The organism is Hafnia sp. CBA7124, from assembly GCF_002355555.1.
Classification (GTDB): Bacteria; Pseudomonadota; Gammaproteobacteria; order Enterobacterales; family Enterobacteriaceae; genus Hafnia; species Hafnia alvei.
On the sequence record NZ_AP017469.1, the window covers coordinates 1,002,543 to 1,023,069 of the forward strand.

20 protein-coding genes and 1 other RNA gene are annotated in these 20,527 nt (G+C 44.6%); 12 read left to right on the forward strand and 9 right to left on the reverse strand.

What is annotated here, in order from left to right; translation table 11 throughout:
* Nucleotides 1–73 precede the first annotated feature (73 nt).
* From CPY98_RS04675 to CPY98_RS04710, 8 genes are all read left to right on the forward strand, one after another.
* On the forward strand, nt 74–2,629 hold the full coding sequence (locus CPY98_RS04675; protein ID WP_227743378.1) for a fimbria/pilus outer membrane usher protein: 2,556 nt from the start codon (nt 74–76) through the stop codon (nt 2,627–2,629).
* Nucleotides 2,630–2,633: 4 nt separating this feature from the next.
* The gene (locus tag CPY98_RS04680) at nt 2,634–3,356 is read left to right on the forward strand and encodes a fimbria/pilus periplasmic chaperone (RefSeq protein WP_025800498.1); all 723 of its coding nucleotides are present in this window, start codon (nt 2,634–2,636) and stop codon (nt 3,354–3,356) included.
* Nucleotides 3,357–3,367: 11 nt separating this feature from the next.
* Nucleotides 3,368–3,991 (forward strand): fimbrial protein, encoded by a 624-nt coding sequence (locus CPY98_RS04685; protein ID WP_025800499.1) that lies wholly within the window; start codon nt 3,368–3,370, stop codon nt 3,989–3,991.
* 50 nt (nt 3,992–4,041) lie between these two features.
* Complete coding sequence (locus tag CPY98_RS04690; RefSeq protein WP_025800500.1) at nt 4,042–4,572, forward strand: fimbrial protein; 531 nt, start codon at nt 4,042–4,044, stop codon at nt 4,570–4,572.
* A 63-nt stretch (nt 4,573–4,635) separates the two neighbouring features.
* On the forward strand, nt 4,636–6,363 hold the full coding sequence (locus CPY98_RS04695) for a PglL family O-oligosaccharyltransferase (RefSeq protein WP_096386537.1): 1,728 nt from the start codon (nt 4,636–4,638) through the stop codon (nt 6,361–6,363).
* Nucleotides 6,360–7,022, forward strand: coding sequence for an EAL domain-containing protein (locus tag CPY98_RS04700; RefSeq protein ID WP_231899433.1), 663 nt, complete (start codon nt 6,360–6,362; stop codon nt 7,020–7,022). The genes CPY98_RS04695 and CPY98_RS04700 overlap by 4 nt, the downstream gene beginning before the upstream one ends.
* 19 nt (nt 7,023–7,041) lie before the next feature.
* Entirely contained in the window at nt 7,042–7,743 is a 702-nt protein-coding gene (locus CPY98_RS04705; protein ID WP_025800503.1) for a LuxR C-terminal-related transcriptional regulator, read from the forward strand.
* A gap of 128 nt (nt 7,744–7,871) precedes the next feature.
* Nucleotides 7,872–8,135 carry a FaeA/PapI family transcriptional regulator gene (locus CPY98_RS04710; protein ID WP_071889956.1) on the forward strand — a complete coding sequence of 88 codons (264 nt, stop codon included), beginning with the start codon at nt 7,872–7,874 and terminating at the stop codon, nt 8,133–8,135.
* A 265-nt stretch (nt 8,136–8,400) separates the two neighbouring features.
* On the opposite strand, the gene CPY98_RS04715 is transcribed toward CPY98_RS04710, so the two are convergent.
* From CPY98_RS04715 to CPY98_RS04725, 3 genes are all read right to left on the reverse strand, one after another.
* Nucleotides 8,401–9,402, reverse strand: a complete 1,002-nt coding sequence (locus CPY98_RS04715) for a fimbrial protein (protein ID WP_025800504.1) — start codon at nt 9,400–9,402, stop codon at nt 8,401–8,403.
* 10 nt (nt 9,403–9,412) lie between these two features.
* Complete coding sequence (locus CPY98_RS04720) at nt 9,413–9,949, reverse strand: fimbrial protein (RefSeq protein ID WP_025800505.1); 537 nt, start codon at nt 9,947–9,949, stop codon at nt 9,413–9,415.
* A 344-nt stretch (nt 9,950–10,293) separates the two neighbouring features.
* Nucleotides 10,294–11,175: a LysR substrate-binding domain-containing protein gene (locus tag CPY98_RS04725; RefSeq protein WP_096386539.1), complete on the reverse strand. Its 882-nt coding sequence runs from the start codon at nt 11,173–11,175 to the stop codon at nt 10,294–10,296.
* Nucleotides 11,176–11,281: 106 nt separating this feature from the next.
* On the opposite strand from CPY98_RS04725, the gene CPY98_RS04730 reads away from it, so the two are divergent.
* The gene (locus CPY98_RS04730) at nt 11,282–12,259 is read left to right on the forward strand and encodes a TDT family transporter (RefSeq protein WP_043491393.1); all 978 of its coding nucleotides are present in this window, start codon (nt 11,282–11,284) and stop codon (nt 12,257–12,259) included.
* A 177-nt stretch (nt 12,260–12,436) separates the two neighbouring features.
* On the opposite strand, the gene CPY98_RS04735 is transcribed toward CPY98_RS04730, so the two are convergent.
* A complete protein-coding gene (locus CPY98_RS04735) occupies nt 12,437–12,787 on the reverse strand; it encodes a hypothetical protein (protein ID WP_072307993.1) in 351 nt (116 codons plus the stop codon).
* Nucleotides 12,788–13,026: 239 nt separating this feature from the next.
* Nucleotides 13,027–14,217: an MFS transporter gene (locus CPY98_RS04740; protein WP_096386542.1), complete on the reverse strand. Its 1,191-nt coding sequence runs from the start codon at nt 14,215–14,217 to the stop codon at nt 13,027–13,029.
* A 454-nt stretch (nt 14,218–14,671) separates the two neighbouring features.
* Between CPY98_RS04740 and dgcJ the strand changes: the two genes are divergently transcribed.
* Nucleotides 14,672–16,180 carry a diguanylate cyclase DgcJ gene (gene dgcJ, locus CPY98_RS04745; protein WP_046359214.1) on the forward strand — a complete coding sequence of 503 codons (1,509 nt, stop codon included), beginning with the start codon at nt 14,672–14,674 and terminating at the stop codon, nt 16,178–16,180.
* 316 nt (nt 16,181–16,496) lie between these two features.
* On the opposite strand, the gene ssrA is transcribed toward dgcJ, so the two are convergent.
* Nucleotides 16,497–16,860, reverse strand: a transfer-messenger RNA (tmRNA) gene (ssrA, locus tag CPY98_RS04750).
* Nucleotides 16,861–16,909: 49 nt separating this feature from the next.
* On the reverse strand, nt 16,910–17,392 hold the full coding sequence (smpB, locus tag CPY98_RS04755; RefSeq protein WP_025800516.1) for an SsrA-binding protein SmpB: 483 nt from the start codon (nt 17,390–17,392) through the stop codon (nt 16,910–16,912).
* Between the two features lie 157 nt (nt 17,393–17,549).
* Between smpB and CPY98_RS04760 the strand changes: the two genes are divergently transcribed.
* Both CPY98_RS04760 and CPY98_RS04765 read left to right on the forward strand, forming a co-directional pair.
* Nucleotides 17,550–17,984: a type II toxin-antitoxin system RatA family toxin gene (locus CPY98_RS04760; RefSeq protein ID WP_025800517.1), complete on the forward strand. Its 435-nt coding sequence runs from the start codon at nt 17,550–17,552 to the stop codon at nt 17,982–17,984.
* Nucleotides 17,977–18,261 carry an RnfH family protein gene (locus CPY98_RS04765; RefSeq protein ID WP_046449552.1) on the forward strand — a complete coding sequence of 95 codons (285 nt, stop codon included), beginning with the start codon at nt 17,977–17,979 and terminating at the stop codon, nt 18,259–18,261. The genes CPY98_RS04760 and CPY98_RS04765 overlap by 8 nt, the downstream gene beginning before the upstream one ends.
* 59 nt (nt 18,262–18,320) lie before the next feature.
* Here the strand turns inward: CPY98_RS04765 and bamE are convergent, their stop codons facing one another.
* Entirely contained in the window at nt 18,321–18,671 is a 351-nt protein-coding gene (gene bamE, locus CPY98_RS04770; RefSeq protein ID WP_040046809.1) for an outer membrane protein assembly factor BamE, read from the reverse strand.
* Between the two features lie 112 nt (nt 18,672–18,783).
* Entirely contained in the window at nt 18,784–20,445 is a 1,662-nt protein-coding gene (gene recN / locus CPY98_RS04775; RefSeq protein WP_043491425.1) for a DNA repair protein RecN, read from the reverse strand.
* Nucleotides 20,446–20,527: the final 82 nt, after the last annotated feature.

Below are 20,527 nucleotides of genomic sequence, written 5' to 3' on the forward strand. Positions count from 1 at the left end.
CATTTGGTGAATGGTTTTCTGTAAGAACTGTTTTTGTTTGGTACATCTGGGCTAGAAAATAATAGAGACGGTAATGTCTACATTCCATATCAATAAAATCAGTTTGGCCATGGCGTTTGCATTGGCTAGCACCAGTATGTCCAGCAAGGCCGTGGAATTTAATACGGATATGCTAGATACCGCAGATAAGGCAAATATCGACTTTTCTCGTTTCTCAAAAGCCAACTATATCTTGCCTGGTCTGTATCAGTTAGCGCTGAGAGTAAATGATCAAAACGTGGGTGAGTATCCCTTTAATTACTACCCGCGTGATAACGAGGCAGACAGCAGCGAAGCCTGCGTTTCACCGCAAATAGTCAGTGAATTGGGATTGAAACCTGCCGCCTTAAATAAAGTGACCTACTGGCATCAAGGGGAGTGTGCGGATTTCAGTCAGTTGGATGGCACAACGGTTCGTGGCGATTTATCGAACTCAAGTTTGCAGCTTTCTGTTCCACAGGCATGGATCGAGTACAGCGATCCGAACTGGGTTCCATCGTCACGTTGGGATGAAGGCATCCCCGGTTTGCTGCTGGACTACAACCTGAATGCCTCGATGAGTCGCCCTAATGAAGGTAGCAATAGCCAAAATGCCAGCATAAGCGGAACCGTGGGAGCTAACGCAGGTGCTTGGCGTTTGCGTGGTGACTATCAGGGCAGCTATAGCCGTGCTTCAGGCTCATCACAGAGCAGCCAGCACAATATGGATTGGAGCCGCGTTTATATGTATCGCGCGCTGCCAGCGCTACGTTCAACGCTATCGGTGGGGGAGAACTATCTCTCATCCAGTATTTTCGACTCTTGGCGCTATACCGGGATGTCTTTAAGCAGCGATGACCGAATGCTGCCTCCTGCGTTGCGTGGCTATGCACCGGAGGTTTCAGGGATTGCTAAAACGAACGCCAAGGTTGTGGTGACTCAGCAAGGACGTGTGCTGTACGAAACCACGGTGCCATCGGGTCCATTTCGTATTCAAGATTTGAGTAGCGCAGTGACCGGCAAGCTTGACGTAAAGGTTGAGGAGCAGGATGGGACGGTTCAAACATTTCAGGTTGATACCGCGACGATCCCTTATCTGACCCGCCCCGGAATGGTGCGCTATAAGTTTGCGATGGGGCGTCCGTCAACCTACGAACATCATATACAAGGCCCAACTTTTGCAACCGGTGAGTTTTCATGGGGGATTGCCAATAGTTGGTCTTTGTATGGCGGTAGCATTCTTGCAGGTGATTACAACTCGGCGTCGATGGGTATTGGGCGCGACTTGTTCTTGCTCGGTGCTGTTTCTGCTGACGTAACGCAGTCTTTTGCTCGCTTACCCGGAGAAGAGAAACGTCAAGGGAAGTCATGGCGTCTGAGCTATTCCAAACGTTTTGATGAGTACGATAGTGAAGTGACCTTTGCGGGCTATCGCTTCTCCGAGCGTGACTATATGTCGATGGGCGAATTCTTGGATGCGCGCTATCACGAGGAAAACTCAGGCCACGATAAAGAGCTTTATACCATCACGGCGAACAAAAACTTCTCCGAAGTGGGACTGAGTTTTTACTTCAGCTATAGCCATCAGACTTATTGGGATCAGCCAACGGATGACCGGTATAGCCTGTCTGGAAGCACGTATGTGAGCCTATTTTCACTGAAAAATGTGTCTCTCAACGTTTCAGCCACGCGCAGCAAGATTAACGAACGCAACGATGATGCGGTGTTTGTGAGCCTATCTATTCCGATGGGGAACTCCGCATCAATAGGCTATGACGGCCAGTACAGCAACAATCGATATAGCCAGAACGTGAGCTATTACGACCGTGTTGATAACAACAATAACTACCGAGTATCAACAGGGATAAGCAGCGGCGGCGATGAGAGCACCCGTACACAATTTAATGGCTACTACAGCCATCGCGGCGATTTCGCTGATATGAGCGCCAACGCCGCCTATTCGCAGGGCAACTATAGCTCGGCGGGGATGACGATGCAGGGTGGCGCCACGATTACGGCGAAAGGTGCGGCGTTACATTCGGGCGGGATCAGCGGAGGTACGCGTTTGATGGTGGATACCGAAGGCGTTGGTGGCGTTCCGATTAACGGTGGCCGCGTGCATACCAACGGTTACGGCATTGGGGTGATTACGGATATGAACAGCTATTACCGTAATTCAACCAGCATTGATTTAACCAAAATGGCCGACGACGTGGATTCTAGCCGCTCAGTAGTGGACTCAGCGCTGACTGACGGGGCAATTGGTTACCGTAAATTTGGCGTAATCAAAGGTGCGAAAGCGCTGGCGGTACTGGCACTGGCAGATGGGAGCCACCCACCGTTTGGCGCCAGCATAAGAAATAGTGAAGGCAAGGAATTGGCGATCGTAGGTGATGGCGGCATAGCCTGGTTAACCGGCCTACAGGGCGGGGAGTCACTCGACGTGTTATGGGATGGCGCAGCACAGTGCGCGATATCCATTCCTAAAACCTTGCGAGATCAGGAGCAACTGCTTTTGCCGTGCCATGCGGTAGCGCAAAGCCAAACATCCACGGTAGCGAAAGATAGCGCTGCTTTAGAATCGACAGATAACATCCATGAAGAGCAATAACATTATGAAATTAAAACAAACTTTATCATTAGGCTTCGTCTTGTTACTGGCTGCTCAGGCAGCTGATGCAGCCATTGCTCTCGATCGTACTCGCGCTATTTTTGACGGTAGCCAAAAATCGATCAGTCTGAATATTCGCAACGATAATACTCAGTTGCCTTATTTGGCACAGTCATGGTTGGAAGATAGCAATGGCCAGAAGATCACCGACCCGCTGGTGGTTGTGCCGCCTGTTCAACGCGTTGAACCTGGTGCTAAGAGCCAGATCCGAATCAATGCTATGGCTGGGGTTGCCAAACTTCCACAGGATCGCGAGTCCGTATTCTATTTCAACGTACGCGAAATCCCGCCGCGTAGTACTAAACAAAACGTGATGCAGATTGCGTTGCAAACCAAGATCAAACTGTTTTATCGACCAGCGCCGATCGCGATCGATTCAGATGTGATTTGGCAGGAAAAAGTGGTGCTGACGAAAGTCGGTGATGGATATCAGATTCACAACCCAACGCCTTATTACCTCACCGTGATTGGTATATCTGGACAGGCGAAGTCGGATTCGGCAAATGATTTTCGTCCTGTGATGGTACCGCCAAAATCGACTCTTAAGGCGGTTTCCCCAGTTTATGCCACGCCATATGTCACCTATATCAACGATTTTGGCGGTCGCCCTGAACTGAAATTTACCTGTAATGGTAGCGAGTGCCGTGCCGTTGCCAACCAAGGCTAGTGGTGAATGCTATGCGTACTTCATGTCTAAAGTTTGCTCGCACAACGCTGTGGCTCTTCCTGTTTTCAGGGAGTATCACCGCGGTGGATCTGCGGTTGGCTAATGCAGAAGACATTGATGGCTGGGATGTTTTTGGTATGCATGGCGAGCTCCTAGTACAGGGCGCATTAACGGAACCGACCTGCGTACTGGAAATGGAATCGAAAGAACAATCGGTGAATTTAGGAACGATTTCTCGTGTGAGTTTGAATCGGGTGGGAAATCGAACCGATCCCGTAGCAGTGCATATCCGACTGAAGGACTGCGGCGTAGTGGGGAACTCACCGCGAGACAATATGCACGGCGGCAATATCACCTATCTTCCCGGACAGTTGGTTTCCTATATCACCGTGAATGGTGTGGAGAGTGACAATAATAAATATCTGATGAAGATATTTGGCTCAGCACGAGGGGTTGGTTTGCGATTGGAAGATGACAAACATCGTCAGTTGATCCCCGGCGAACATAGCGAACCGTTGATCATGTCTCAAGGAAATATGGATTTAGTGATGCATGCCATGCTGGAGCGAATTCCTGAAGAACTGATCGAAGGTGAATTTCATACCACGGTTAATTTAAATATTTCGTACCAGTAAAGCATTTTAATCAGAAATATGCGCTCGTAGTTATGCTGAGGAAAATAAATATGAAGTTTTTAGCCTTGCTATGTTTAGCGCTATTTTCAAGCACTTCATGGGCAACGATAGATATTAACTTTCATGGTGAAGTCGTCAGTGAACCTTGTGAGGTTGACATAAACTCTGATGGGCAGAGTGTTGATTTTGGTGTTACTGCGATTAAGACATTTTATTTAGCAGGTCGCTCTGACTCTAAACCTTTCAGCATTGGTCTTAAAAATTGTGACGTTTCAATTTCGAAAACGGTGCTGGTGTCTTTTATTGGCGCAGAAGATGGCGATCAAAAAGGATATCTTTCTTTAAAAAGTGCTCAGGTTAAAGGTTTGGCAATCGGCATAGAGTCGATATCTGGTGATGTTCAAAACCCATCCACGCTTATCCCTCTGAATACGGGGTCGGCTAAGTACAGCCTGACTCAAGGCGCTAATTCCTTTAAGTTTGCTGCATTTTTACAGGCCTCACCAAAAAGTATTGCCGACCACAGCATTACAGAAGGGGACTTTAATACTACGGTAGAATTTCATCTTGAATATCCCTAGTCGATATATTTATCGAAAGGTGTTTCCAATCGATATAGCGTAAAGCGTTATTAAGAGTAAAGAATGCAAGTAATTAACCGAAAAGCCATTTCAGTCATGCTGCTAATTTACTTAGCATTGGCGATGCACGTCTTTATTCCAAGTATGGGCGGAAGCGGATTGCGAGTGCCGGGAAATATTGTTGCTTGGGTGTTTATTGCGCTATCTGTTCTTGCCTATTGGCTGCTTAATCGCCATCAATCCATTATTACGACAACCACATCTAATTTAATTGTTATCGGCATTTTATTGCTGTTACTTCCTCTATTTTATACATCAGAAAAATGGCTGAAAGAGGCTCTTCTGCAAATGGCTGGTGTAGTGGCAGGGCTAATTTTTTATTTCACCTTATTGCAATGCCGCTTTAGCTCTCGCTGGCGCATCTTGCTGCTTAATTTCTTGCTGTTTGCGACGTTGGTGCAGAGCGTCATCGGGTTTATTCAGCTCACTCTGCTGCCTCCACTCTCAGGTTTGATGGCGCTCGGTGATGAGGGCGTTAGGCCAACTGGCGTGTTTCGTCAGGTCAATGTGATGGCTTCGTTTATGGCCACGGGGCTGGCCTGCTCGTTGCATCTGCTTTATTTGCCCCAACCGCTGAACATCAGAAGCAAAGTAAGTTCAGTTGTTCATCGTCTAATACATCTACAGCAGTTGGCTGCGTTGGTTTTGTTGCCCGCGATGCTCGTTTTGCTTCAGTCGCGTGCCGGCTATATCGGTGCGATAGCCGTTGTGCTGATTAACTTTTTATTACGCGTAAGGAATCAGCCACGTCGGACGACTGCATTTGTCGGCTTAATCATCAGCGGTATTTTGCTTGGTTATACGCTGTTAGTCGGCGCTGAGCTGGTTATCCCCGTCTCTCATGATGGCTCAAATCTGGAACGTTGGAAAATCTTACAGATTACTCTGGCGATGATTATGAACCATCCGATTCTTGGGTGGGGGTATGGCAGTTTCGAGTACAGCTTTGCCCATTTCGCCCTTGGCATGACGCCACCGATAACCGGAATGGGCGTTATTACCCACCCACATAACGAGCTGTTGTTTGGCTGGGTTGAGGGCGGTGTTGCTGCACTGGCTGGATATATTTTTCTGTCTACCGCCTATTTTCGCTTAATGGTATTGGCTTGGCGGCGAACGGATAAAAGCCTATTTACGCTATGGCTTCTGATGTTGCCTTTCGCGGTGCATACCCAGTTGGAATATCCGTTTTATATGTCCACAGGGCACTGGCTGATTTTCTTACTGTTGCTGAGCCTAACGGATTCGGCGCTTTCTAAGCCGCGTGTGGTAACGAAACCCAAGATTGCGGGGACCATTCGAGCCGTATCCCTAGCCGGGGCGTGTGGCGGTCTTGGAATCATGCTTTCAACATTACAAACCCAAGTACTGTTGACTAAAGCGGAACAGCTACAGCTAAGACAGGTAAATATTGATTTCCCTCGATTAGAGCAACAGTTTTGGCAGCCTTGGATATTTCAAGAACGCATTGAATATGATCGTCAGGTGAACCAGCTTTTGCAATATAACGTCAGCCGTGACCCTAAAATATTACAGAGCTATATCACGTGGTCGCAGCAATATCTTTCACACCATGTTGATAAAAATGTATATGCCTATCGTATTGCCATATTGAGTTTTAGCAATAAAGCAGATGAGGCAGAAAAACAGCGCCATGAGGCTAGCCTAATATTTTCTCATGATCCCCGTTTTCAAAACTCGATAGCCATTACGTCAAGGGAGGTGGAATGACTATGTTTGACCATCAGTCGCCAGCAGGAATTAAACTTCAGCCTATCGTTGAATTGAAAACAGACTCGATTATTGGGTATGAAGTGCTTAGCTATTTTACCGAGGATGTTGATTCTGAATATTACTTTCAGCATGCGCCAGAAAGTATATTAATTTCGATTTTCAACCAACAGGTTAAACAGGTGGCGAGTAATCCTGCGGGATACCATTATTTTATAAATTTATCTGTTCGCGATCTGTTGGGCTCGGAGTTAGAAAATAAAATTCAGATATCTCCAGAACAAAAATTAGTAATTGAACTACAGGACCCAGAGAATTTAGTTGGGCTGAATGATGTAGACAAAGCACAGTTAGTCAATAATCTTGAGCGATTGCGTGAACGCCATATAGCCGTTTGGCTAGACGATCTTGATGAACCATTATTATCTACGGTGTGTGAGCTTAATTTTTGCTTTGATGGTATCAAAATTGATAAGTACGCCTTTTGGCGTACTCAGTTTTCACCACTCGAGCTCAAGCAACTAGTTAAAAGGTGTTATCAAATAACATCTAACGTATTAATTGAAGGTATTGAAACTTTACAGCATAGGGATATTGCTGCTCGCTCAGGTGCTAGCCATTTACAAGGCTATCTTTGGCCAGAAACAATAATCCAATAATAAGCTTCCGGGTGACAAGATGATTAGAGTTTTGATTGATGATGATAATGCCTTTTACCGTGAAGGACTGTGGCATTTTATAAAGAAAAACTTTGCTTCAAGTGATTATGGAACGCTTGAATTACTCGAAACCAGTCAAGAGAACTTGGTTGCTTCCGATATTGTAGTAAAGATATTCCAAAATGGTGGTGCTCAAGTTTGTCACCATGAGTTATTACATCGAAAAGCAAATTCGTTGTTGGTTGGTGTATGCAGTGAAGCAGCGCAGCCACCGTTGTCACGGCTACCTGATTGTTTGAAAAATGTGCTGTTTATCAGCCGCAAAGAGACTTTGAATTCGTTGAGTCTCAAGCTGTTACAGGCGTGGAAGCATGCACAACTTGGGGAAGAAAGAGTACGCAACTGCCAAGAATGCCAAGCGCTTTATTTTTCTCCTCAGGAAGAGAAGGTGGTGCGCTATATATGCCTAGGTTTTAGCGTTGAACGCATTGCATGGATACTTTCATTAAATATTAAAACCATCAGCAGTCACAAACGCTCTGTTATGCATAAATTTAATTTGAATAGCGATGCCGAGCTTTTGGCTTTGATGAAACTTTACGAAGAGAGACTCACTTATGTCTCTGGCCGTCGCCGCCTTTTTTATTTAAACACACCGGCGATTGAGTTGAATAATAAACGTCGTTTGCAAGAGGAATTAATTCATACTGTCGCGCTTTAATGGAATTGAGTTTGGACCCTCATCCTCGATGAGAGAAGTATCCGCCAGGGACGGTAGAATTGCCGCACATGCGGTAGCAACAACAAAGACACATAACGTTCAACGATAACGAGTCAATGGAGTTGGAAATGGATAAATTAACGAAGAAAGAAAGAATCTACATGAATTTGGGTAAAATATGTTCAATTAGAATGGGGGAAACTCGCAGTACAGACCCTTATCTACCTGAATCATGTTGGCCAAAAACCAGAGAGGTTGCAGAAGAAAGTGGTGAAAGCATTTATGTTACACGTCACTGGCTATTGCAGCTTGTCGGTGAAGGCAAGGTAAATTGCTATCAAGGAGGAGCTGGTCGTAGCAATTCTCTACGCTGGTGTATTCCAACCCGCTAATTTAGAGCTAGACCCCATCGTTGATTATTAACTTTTGCACTTATTCCTTTAGCGGGTAGACTGTCGCATTTCCATTTCTCCGAACATATTTATGTACGGAGTATTTTTGCGGCATTTTGCAATGGAAAAATCCTAATAATCAGCAGATGAATTTAATATATGTTTTAATAATAGCGCAGATGAGGGGAACCTCGTCTGCGTTTCTACTTATTAATCTAAAAATATCATTTAGTAAAATAGGATATTAGGATTTTTCTAAATGAAGTTAATAGTAATTGACTTTAACGATCGTCGTTGCCACGAAAGGCCCTGCTTTGATCGTTTGTCCTGGTATCACTGAAATACTGGCTTTGTAGTTTTTACTCAACTCAGTAATACCTTTCATACTGCCGAAGTTAGTATATTTATTGAACTCGACGGCTTTGCTATCTTGATCCGTGAAACTGAGTTTTACGCCGTTATTTAAATTAATATGTGTGCTATCTAGCAGGGTTTCAGTTGTTGAGAACTCAGAGGTTAAGGAGAAGTCTTCTAGACATCCGCCTTCCTTCACTGCTTTTACGCTGAATTCTTTTGAGAGTATGCCACCGCTGCTGAGCGTTGTTCGGTCAATATCACCAAAATCGAGATTCTGATTTTCTGGATAGAGTTTTATTTGCGCGCCGCAGCTTAAAAAACGTGTTCCGGTTAAACCTGAGAGTGAATACTTAAGGTTTTTTGCATCTGGGCGAAAATTGATCCCACTTGAGCCATCGAGCTGAAAGACAACAAACTCATCGGCTCCTTGATAGTGACCTGACGCTGGCGGTTTTCCATCAACACGAATATAGAGGCGAAAGGTAACGGTAACGACTTTAAACGTTGGTGTACCTGACCCTTTTTTATAGACTGGGCCGCCGCCAGGCACCTGCAATCCTTGGCCATTTTGTTCAAGATCTTTTCCTTCGTAGGTTACGCCTAGCTTTAATCCTTGACCTAAAGATTTTGATTTAGGATTAAAATAGAAGGTCACGAAGTCTTGAAAGTTACTTTTCGTGTTGTTATCGCAATAAGCCGTCACAGTGATGGGATTAGACTCCCATACTTTGGTTTTATCGGGAACGTTAGCGGGGATAGCTAATTCGCCAATATCGATAGCCGGCTTGTCAACAACGCCGGTGCCGTTTTCAACGCAGTCAAAAGCAGAAGCATGAAACGATGCGAACAATAATCCCGCGAGTGGTAGCAGGCGTTTTGCATCAAGTTTTGAAAATAAAGCGTGTTTCATTTATCACCTGTTAGAGATAGCGTGTAATCAGCGTGGATGTGGCTTTGAATTCGCCTTCTTTTAATTCCACCGCATCAGATATTTTTATTGGCACCGCGCGTAATTGAATAGTCTGCGTTTTCTGAATGGTAAAGAACGTATTCAGATCGATATTTTTGCCTGTCGCATCGTCTGAGAGGGCAATGGCAAGATTATCGAGGGTTGTGGTCAGGTAGTTGCTTTTACCTGATGATGTGCCCTGAAATTCTAGCTGCACGGTTGCTCCCGTGGTAATGCTGCATACAATATCGACAGGAGTTACGCTGGCGAAAGCAACGCCGTCAATTTTTTTCAGTGCGATGCGTTTGAAGTCCACATCGAGATTATTGTTTTGGTTAATTTTACAGGCGGCGGGTTCAAATATATTACCGCGAATGTATAGCGTGCTTTTGGAGTCATCTTTTGCCTGACCGCCACTCACCGGGGCTAAAGCTGCAAATGCAGAGCCATTAATCGAGAGCAAAACTCCCAGAAGAAATAATTTTACGTCGCAAAGGCGTATTTTCATTTTATTAACTCGTTACCACATAAAACGGGATTTATCTCCTGCGCTTAGCTCTGCTCAAATGACGTTGGGAGATATATTGAGCGCAGTAAGGGTAACGTATTCATATGCCGGTAAAAACTAACTTTATGGCGTGAAATAAAATGCGAGGTAATTTATCGTATGGATGATCTGATATTTATTTTGCGACCAAATAGCCTGATTTGTTCTTACAAAATAGCATAAAAACCTATTAAAGCACTCCGATGCCCAAGTTTCTCTCTTTTGGAAATATTTTCATTTAAAAACAGTTTGTTATGATCATTTGTGCTGATCTGTCGTGATTTAAATATGACAAGCCAAGCTAGTTAGGAGTGAGACCATAAGCGGCTGAAGCTTAGCCAGCTTGCTAATGTAGGCGAGATAAACTTACTTTTGTGGTAGCAGAGTGTGAACTTCCGCATAAACCGCTGCTCGGTATGTAATTGCACAAAATGCCCCGTATAAAATGAACTGTGTAGCATGCGCTTTGAAATAAAAGTGATGCCTAAGTGATGAGCAACGCAAGAAAGAATGGCGTCAAAAGCGTTCAGTGAAAGAGCGATTTGTGGATTGCTTAAATGTAGTGCCAATTGATTATCAAAAAAGGCACGGCTGCTGGAGCCTTGCTCGCGTAGCAGCCAGCGCTCTTGACTCAGTACCTGATATGAAACCGTTTCTTGCTTGGCGAGCGGATGATTTTTACCGGCGATAATGACCATTTCATCTTCTAACCACGGCTCGCAAATAAGGTTGGGTTCGCTAGCGGGTCCTTCCAGTAACGCCACATCAATTTCAAAATGGCTGACCATAGTGCTGATTTTTTGCGTGTTGGCGATAGTGCATTGTGGCAACCACCCTTGATGTTCTTTAAACCCCTTCAGCATGTCAGGCAGAAGATAGCTGCCGATAGTCTTAGTACATCCCACCTTGAGCTGGGTATCTTGGCTATTCTCTCCGAATAATTGTTCAACCCCCTGCATTCGAGACAAAAGTTCGTCGGCGACAGGCAGTAACTTTTGCCCTTCATGATTGATATATAAGCGTGCATGTTGACGATCAAAGAGCCGTACTCCTAGCTGACTCTCTAATTCAGCCAATGTCTGTGAAATGGCTCCTTTTGTCATAAACAGAGTTTCTGCGGCGAGCGTCATGCTGCCGCTGCGGACGATGGCGACAAAGACGGAAAGTTGTTTGAAGGTAATATTCATCGTTTAGTTTCTCTAAACCTAATGTAAAAAATAACTCGATTTTTTAAATGATAGCGGATGGCTATAGTTTTTACCGCAGAAGAATGAAAAAAATCGAGGTGATGACATGTTGAGATACCTACATCATAAGGTTCGCGGATTACCAACTCCCGTAGCGGGTTTAGCGCTGGGGATCGCTAGTTTGGGATGGTGTTTAGAGAATGCTTTGCCGCTTCACGGTGTGGGACAAAACGTGGGCGCATTGATTGCTGGGCTACTGCTTGCCATTCTCGCTATTCGTTTTATTTTTCATCCCGATACGCTGACTCAAGATCTTAAACATCCGGTGGTGGGAAGCATTGTTCCTACCTTTGCAATGGCTGCAATGGTGGTTTCTAAGGCGCTGGGTAACTTTATGCCGACGGCGGGCCAGATGCTTTGGCTGGGGGCTGTTATTGTTCATCTGGTCTCGCTGTCGCTTTTTATTTATCACCGTGCGAAAGAACCTAAGCTGCATCATCTAGTTCCTAGCTGGTTTGTGCCGCCAGTGGGCATTATTGTGGCAGATGTGACTTGCCCAAGTGAGGCCTACACTGAGTTTGCACTGATTTTATTGGCAATTGGGATGGTGAGTTATGTGCTGATGCTGCCAATGATGATCTACCGCTTCATGTTTCGCGATGAAGTGCCTGATGCAGCAAAACCAACGATTGCCATTATGGCGGCACCGGCCAGTTTGTCATTAGCGGGCTATCTGAGCGTTGTCAAAGAGCCTTCAATGCTGATTTGTGCGGTGTTGCTTGGTATCGCACTGTTGATGACCATGGTTATTTATTGTGCTTTCTTCCGCCTAATGCGCTTGCCGTTTAGCCCAGGCTACGCCGCTTTTACGTTCCCTATGGCGATTGGCGCTACCGCACTTTATAAAATGGCAAACCTCGTGGGCAGCTACCCGCAAGCGGTGGAGTATGCGCGACAACTGCATATGATGGCGACGGTAGAAGCAGTGATTGCGACGTTAGTTATTGGCTATGTCTCTGTAAGATTTATTCATAACTATCTGCTACCGCAGAGATTGAATGTTCATCAAGGCATGGTGAAATAAATGAGTTTAAGGAAAAACGTAATGAAAACTTACGATCAGGCTTTTTGGGTTCCTGCTGCTGCTTTACTGCTCTTTATTGTTTGTTTTATTTGGGCGCTGTTTTTATAAATCCCACGAATAAAAATATAGAGGCAGATTCACCAAAAGGCTCCAGCCACTGAGTGACTGGAGCCTTGCTTATGATGGGCACGGAGTGCCGGATATTGACCGCGCAAGATAATGCGTATGTAGATATATATCGGCTAATTTATCCACGCTAGATTGTTCCATCTGAGCGCTGGCATATTCGAGCACCATCCACAATAGGGCACTACACTGCTGAATCACTAAACCCACTGAATGGCATGAAAGCGCATCTTGTTGCTGTTTTAGCTGGATTAATTCATTGTTGCTCATATTTAACAGATTAAAACTTAGTGCCAGTACATCGAGTAAATTACCGTGGAGCCCGTTTTGGGTATTAGTACTAATTACCTGATGCAGGCATGACATGTTGTTTTGTAGGATCTGTATGGTCGAGTCTTTCATGACTCACTCCTGAGTATGCCAGAGGGCTTAGTTTCGTTATTTGAGTCTGAGTAGAATCGAGTTGCCAACGCGAGATATAGGCTTGATGTTGAGCATATAGCGTTAAAGGAACACAACAAACGAAGAAAATGAGAAATGAGAAGGTGGTTCCAAACAGATTGGATCTGACGTGTAATGTAATAAATATAATGGAATTAAGTTCTCACCCGCCAGAAATTGATGGGTGAGATGTCGGTATACTAGGCGTCAGATTTTGGCGGTTCGCCAACGGCAGGTGCTAACCAAATTGCAAAAGCGACTAACGCCAACACCACGATCATGGCGGAGCGCAATCCCCAATGCTCACCTAAAAAACCTAGCATTGGAGGCCCAACCAAAAATGCAATATAACCGGTGGTTGCCACGGCACTAACGCGAGCAGCTGGATTTGGCCCAGTGTCACTGGCGGCCGACAACGTAAGAGGGAAGCCGAGTGAAGCTCCTACGCCCCAAAATAAAACTGAAGCGCTGACTAGAAATGTATTTTCAGCAAAAATAATTAACCCTAAGCCGATAACGCCGAAGATGGCGCTGCCCCGAACGACATTAACGCGGCCAAATCGACGCAGGAAATATCCCCCGCAGAAGCGCCCAATGGTCATTCCTAAGGCAAAGCCTGTATAGATTAACGAGCCTGATGTAGGGCTGAATCCATGACCGTCTACCATTAATAACGGTAACCAGTCGTTGGCTGAGCCTTCGGCAAGAGCCATTGCAAGGACAATTAAGCCAATAAGCAACAGACGCTTATCTCGCCAAACAGTTGTTTTAGCCTGTGTAGGCTGGTTGCCATTCTGCGCATGTTCTACTGGACGTAGGCCATTCCCCTTAGGTACGGATTTTAGTGCCCACAATGTTGCCGGAACGCAAATAACACCAATTAATAAAAGATGCCACTGTATGGGGAAATTTACCGAGGTAAGCCCATTACCAACCCCTGCGCCAACCAGTGTCCCTAAGCTAAAACAGCCATGCAGCATAGGAAGGAGGGGGCGATGTGATATGCGTTCTACATCGGCGCCCTCAACGTTAATGGCTATTTCAGCAGAGCCCATACCTGCTCCAAATAAACATAACCCAGATGAAACGGTGATCGCAGATGAGAAAAATGCCCCGAGGGCAACCAGTAAAATACCGGCGATCACTAAACCCGTGCCTGCAGCAATAACGGGTTTAGTGCTAAAGCGCTGCACTAAATAACCAGAACAGAGAATTCCAGCCATTGACCCAATCGACAGACCAAAAAGAACAAGCCCCATCTCTGCGGTCGATGCGCCAAGTTTGTCGCGTATTGCGGGAGTTCGGGTCACCCATGACGCCATTGATACGCCAGGTAAGAAAAAGAAAACAAAGAGGGCGAGGCTGCGCTGTTTTAACGTGGGGCTGGGCAAAGGAACCTTCCTAGAAGTGCAAAGACAGAAAATATCTATCGTTCGAAGCGTAAGTTAACATATCTACACTAACCTTTTTCATTCGTATTTCAAGAGGAAATAGTAAGAATTACAATGAATAGCATCGTGAAGATAAATGGTGAACCTAATTTTAGTTGTGTTCTTTATTCAAAATGTGAGCGTTAACCTCAGCATATTTAATTATATTTAAAGGGTTTGAAAATAATCAGGGCAATAAACCCCAATGAAAAAAGAATAATAATTTGCATGCTATAAGTATAGTCTCGTTACGATTGTGATTATTTAGCCATCACAGACAAAAGAAAACGCTATGCTAATATAACAATTTCACTATTAGAGAGATTAAATTTCTTATCATTGCTAATATATTGTACATGACTATTAGTCTGTGCAAAATTGCATTGTTTGTAGAATAATCTTAAGGGGTTTTAATATGTTGCTGACAAAAAGTTATAAAAAGGGAGTTTTTATTACTATGTCATTAACAACGATGGTTCTGGCATTCTTTTTGTGGAATGACTACCAAGGCTTAAGAAATTATCTAGGTTACACGGTAGATAAAGGCCGTTCTGCTATCTTTGCTGAAGAATATATAAATCAAAGAATAGCACTTAATTTAATAAAATCATTTTCAATTTCTGAATATAAAAATAAAAAATCAGATTCAAGTGTGCTGAGTATCTGTAACCGTATGGAGAGCGTAAATGATATTTATGGTTTGAATTTGACTGGGCATAAATATCCTAAACTAGCTGGAACGCTACAAACTAAAAATTCATCCTGCGAAGATTGGGCTAGAGATATAAAATATCTTGCGAAGTTTAATAGTCAAGAAGAAGCAATCTCTCAAGAGTACAGTTTTTCTAATTACCATTGGAAAGTGCAAGATAGCATTAGATACTATATTGATTTTGAAAACCAATATATATACATTAATAAGTTAGTCGATAGCTCTCGATACGCATTCAATAATTGGTTGCGATATAATGGAAAGTTTATTGATGTAGATAGCAATGCCAGAAGCATTAAAATCGATGATGAAGCATTGAGGAGTTTGCATGATGGGCAAAGTGTTACTTCACATATATATGATGACGGTTATACCGGTGAAAAAATAATTAGCATGATCACGCCGTTGTTTTTTGGTGGGAATCTTAAAGGTATAATTTTGACTGATGTGAGTATCAATGAGCTAGCAAAGGCATTTTATACATTTGATCGTCCTTTCCTATGGAAATATCTCACGCTTTCAGTTATAGATAGAAATTCAGCCGAAGAAATTAATTTCAATCAACCAGATAAGCAATTATTTAGTATTTTAAACTACGACAAGGATATTACTCGATATTATACTGTCCATCTTAAATTAGATGTTCAATATTTTATTTTAAACAACTTATTTCTTTTTATTTTATATGTGCTTATAACGTATTCCATCTGTAAGTATTTAAAATACCAGATATCAAAAAATGAAGTTTTGTCTTTGGAAAACATAACTGATTCTATGACGGGATTATATAATAGAAAGATACTGACACAGACTCTGGATGCTCGTTTAAAGTCGTTGACTGAAAAAAATACTCCAGTCACTATTATTGCTCTTGATTGCGATAAATTAAAAACCATCAATGATACTTTAGGTCATCACATGGGGGATAAGGCAATCACTTTATTAGGAGACGCGATACAAACCTCTATAAGAAAGAGTGATTATGGTATTAGGCTCGGCGGTGATGAGTTCTGTATTATTCTTATCGATTGCGATGTAGAGCGTGCTTTTATTACTATTGACTTAATTAAACAGAAATTAAAAGTGATTGATACAGATGCTATTGTTAATTTTTCATATGGCTGCTACCAGATGAAATCCGGTGATACGTTGAGCGATGCGCAAATTAAAGCTGATGAATTGCTGTATAAGCATAAGAAAACGAAGGGCTAGATATTTGCGGTGTTGATGCTGATGTATGGCTTCAACACCTTATCTTTAGTTGTAAAGCTGCCACTTTTGAGTTGGATTGCATAGAGCCAGATTATGCGGGTAATACATTAGCTATCGAGGTATTGCAGGAGCAATCGAACTAAGAGAGTCACTTTCTTCCATTGATTATGTAAGATTATTAATTTGAGTAAAAGTGTGGGCTGTAGCGCACAAACAGCATCGTACAAATTGAAGGAACAAAAAAGCCCGCAGGGCTTGCGCCATGCGGGCTTCTAGGACTTCATCGGATGACTCTGGTAATCACCGATGGAGAATTTGGTGGAGCTGGGGGGATTTGAACCCCCGTCCGAAATTACTACACCGTCGGCACTACATGCTTAGTCTAGTCTTTACATTCGCCTACCAGCTGCGGACAGACACGCTACTAATAAACTAGCTTGATTAGATTTAATGCTTCAACCCCAAGCAAGGTATCCACACGATCTCTTTTGGTTTTGACCTCTCTTGATCCCCGTCCTAAGAGCGGAGGCTAGGGAGAGAGGGCTCTGAGCAGGTTATTAAGCTGCTAGTGCGTAGTTTTCGTCGTTTGCGACTATTTTTTTGCGGCTTTTTACGAGGCAAACCGCCCCTCGGCATGCTCCTTGGGCTTCGCAAATCCCGTCGAATCCAGAATCAGCCCCAAGTACTATCGTGCATTATATCAGAAAATATATCCGTAAAGCCAGTAGCTTAGCGGTTGGAGTTCTTCATAATACGTGCTTTGTCTAATTTCCACTCACGATCTTTAATGTCATCGCGTTTGTCGTGCTCTTTTTTACCTTTTGCGAGCCCAATTTTGACTTTGGACCAAGCATTCTTCCAGTAAAGAGACAGCGCGACAACGGTAAAACCATCTCGGCTAACTTTTCCGAACAGCGTTTCTAATTCACGCTTTTTCAGTAGCAGTTTGCGAGTACGTGTTGGGTCGCATACCACGTGCGTAGATGCCACATTAAGTGGCTGAATAGTTGCGCCAAAGAGGTATGCTTCGCCGTCGCGGAAAGTTACGTAGCTATCGGCGATATTAGCTTTACCTGCGCGTAGCGACTTAACTTCCCAGCCTTGCAGCGCCAACCCCGCCTCGATCTCTTCTTCGATGAAGTATTCGTGGCGAGCGCGTTTGTTCATAGCAATCGTTGCTGAACCGGGTTTGTGTGCTTTTTTCTTTGTCATAGTGCTGCCATTATACTGAACCAGTCATGGGATGAACATCCTTTCACCCTAAGCTGTCGTTGTTTTTTAATACATTAGCTCAGTGTGCTTAACGCGTTTCTCTCTGTCCACAGATAAATGGTATTATTTGTGCGTTTTATGTTACTCAGGAATTGATATGCCACAGATTAGCCGTTCTGCTTTGGTGCCTTTTAGCGCCAAGCAAATGTACCAATTGGTCAACGATGTTTCTGCCTATCCGGCGTTTTTACCCGGTTGTGTCGGAAGTCGTGTTTTAGAATCAGGGCCAAACTCGATGACAGCTGCTGTTGATGTCTCAAAAGCAGGGATAAGCAAAACGTTTACGACTCATAATACGTTGGCTGATAGCAGTAGCATTAAAATGCAGCTTGTCGATGGACCATTCCGTAAGTTACTGGGTGGCTGGCATTTTATCCCGTTAAGTGATGATGCGTGTAAAGTTGAGCTGCATCTCGACTTTGAGTTTACGAATAAGCTGGTTGAGCTGGCGTTTGGTAAGGTGTTTAAAGAGCTAGCGGGGAATATGGTTCAGGCTTTTACTTCACGAGCAAAAGAGGTCTACAGTGCCTGATATCAATGTGGAGGTGGTGTATGCCTTGCCTGAGCGCCAATATCTTCGTCGCATTAAGTTATCTGAAGGTGCCAACGTCGAGCAGGCGATTCAACAATCTGGCTTGTTAGCATTGCGTACTGAAATTGACCTAACGAAAAACAAGGTTGGGATTTACAGCCGCGCGGTCAAATTATCAGATAAGGTGCATGAAGGTGATAGGGTAGAGATCTATCGTCCATTGCTTGCAGACCCTAAAGAGCTACGCCGTTTACGGGCTGAAAGAGCAAAAAAATAAGGCGCGTATGCGCCTTATTTTTTAAGGGTATCTTACACCAGCCGTATTCACGGCGCTGATCAGTCTTCTTTACTTTCAGGAAGCTTCTTGGTGTTTTCAATTCCGGTCAGAAGACCACTGCCATCAAAGGTTAGGGTCAGCGTCTCTTGAGACACGGCCTCATGCCCTGGCTGTTGGCGGAACACGTAGAACCATGTGCTGGTTCCAAACGGATCTTGCAGCATTGGTGTACCTAGCGTGTAGGCGACTTGTTGCTGCGTCATCCCTCTGTGAATTTTGGCTACGTCAGCAGCAGTCAGGTAGTTTCCCTGATTGATGTCAGGACGGTATACCACTTTTTCAAAGGTTGAACAGCCTGCGGTTAGCGTAACCATAACCACAGCAGCGGCAGTCAGCATTTTACAACGCATAGTAATCTCATTCCTTTTGGACATAGGTTGCCGATGATAATCGACCTTGCAACAGTTGGAAACCTCAACAGACCCCAATATGACCTCAGGAATCAAAAAAAGTTGATGTTTTTTATGCGGCAAGTAGCTCTTTTGCATTTGCCAGCGTGTTGCGCGTCACTTCACTTCCCCCTAACAGCCGCGCCAGCTCTTGCAAACGGGCTTTTTTATCCAATGATTGCATCGTTGTTTCAGTTTCAGAACCATCGGTGTGCTTGCTGACATAAAAATGCTGGTGCCCACATCCGGCGACCTGAGGTAAGTGGGTGACACACATGACCTGCGTTGATTCGCCAAGCTGGCGCAGCATTTTTCCAACGATAGCGGCAGTTGGCCCACTGATCCCCACATCCACTTCGTCAAAGATAAGCGCAGGCGTATCCATTTTCTGGGCGGTGATGACCTGAATCGCTAACGCAATACGTGAGAGTTCACCACCAGAAGCCACTTTAGCTAATGCTTGGAGTGGTTGGCCAGGGTTGGTGGTTACGCTAAATTCAATGCGGTCTGCGCCATCTGCGGTGAGTGCTTCTGGCATGAAATTAACATCAATTGCAAACTGTCCATGAGGCATAGAGAGTTCATGCATGCTGTGTGTAATGAGCTGAGAAAGCTCTTGAGCGAAATTCACCCGCTGTTGGTGCAACTGCTGGGCGAGCGAAAGCGCGTACTCATGATGTTTGTGTACGTTCTCAGCCAACTGTTCTTGATCGCTCTCCTGTTGGCTAAGTGACTGCTGCTCGTCCAAAAGCTGTTGATAAAACTGAGGCAGTTCTTCTGGCGTAACATGGTGTTTACGCGCCAGCGCAATTTGGCGGGATATCCGCTGTTCTAACTCATAAAGCCGAGCAGGATCCATATCAATCGTATCGCCGTAATGGCGCAGTTCATTGCTGGCTTCAGATATTTGAATTGAAGCTTCTTCCAGCATATCTAGCAGAGGCGAAAACTGGCTGTCGTAGCTAATCAGCTCAGACACGTTTTGTTTTGCGCTGTGCAGCAGGCTGAGAATATTGCCATCGTCGGCATCAGACAGCATGTTTAATGCGCGCTGGCTGATGGTCTGAAGCTGACCGCTATTGGCTTGGCGCTTATACTCCTCATCGATCTGCTCATACTCTCCGGGCTGGGGAGCAAACTCATTGAGTTCCTTGAGCTGATATTGCAGTAGCTGTTTGCGCGACTCACGTTCGGCAACCTGCTTTTGATGGTGAGCCAGCAGACGGCAGCTGTGATGCCATTGGCGATAGGCGGCTTGCATTTCTGCTAATAGCTCAGATTGGTTGCTATAGGCATCGAGCAGGTGTTTTTGGTGCTCGGACTTGAGCAGCAACTGATGCGCATGCTGGCCATGAATCTGAATCAGATGTTGGCCAAGTTCGCGTAGCTGTGAAAGAGGAACCGCGGTGCCATTGATAAATCCGCGGGAACGCCCGTCGGCGCTGATAACGCGTCGTAGCAGGCATTCATTGCTGTCATCTAGCTGATTTTGTTCAAGCCACTGTCGTGCTGACGGCGTATCTGCCAGAGAGAAGCGTGCGCAAATATCGGCTCTAGGCGTGTTTAAACGCACCATAGCGGCCTCTGAGCGCCCTCCAAGGCATAAACCTAGCGCATCAATAGCAATCGACTTACCCGCGCCTGTTTCGCCGGTGATGGCAGTCATTCCACGCTGGAAGTCAATTTCAAGTTCACGAACAATAGCAAAGTTAGAAATGGTCAGCTGCGTCAGCATTCGAAATTCCCCTGTACGGAATCACATAACTGTATTTAACTACAGTATAAACTGGTTTTTTATACAGTAAAGTAGCTAACGC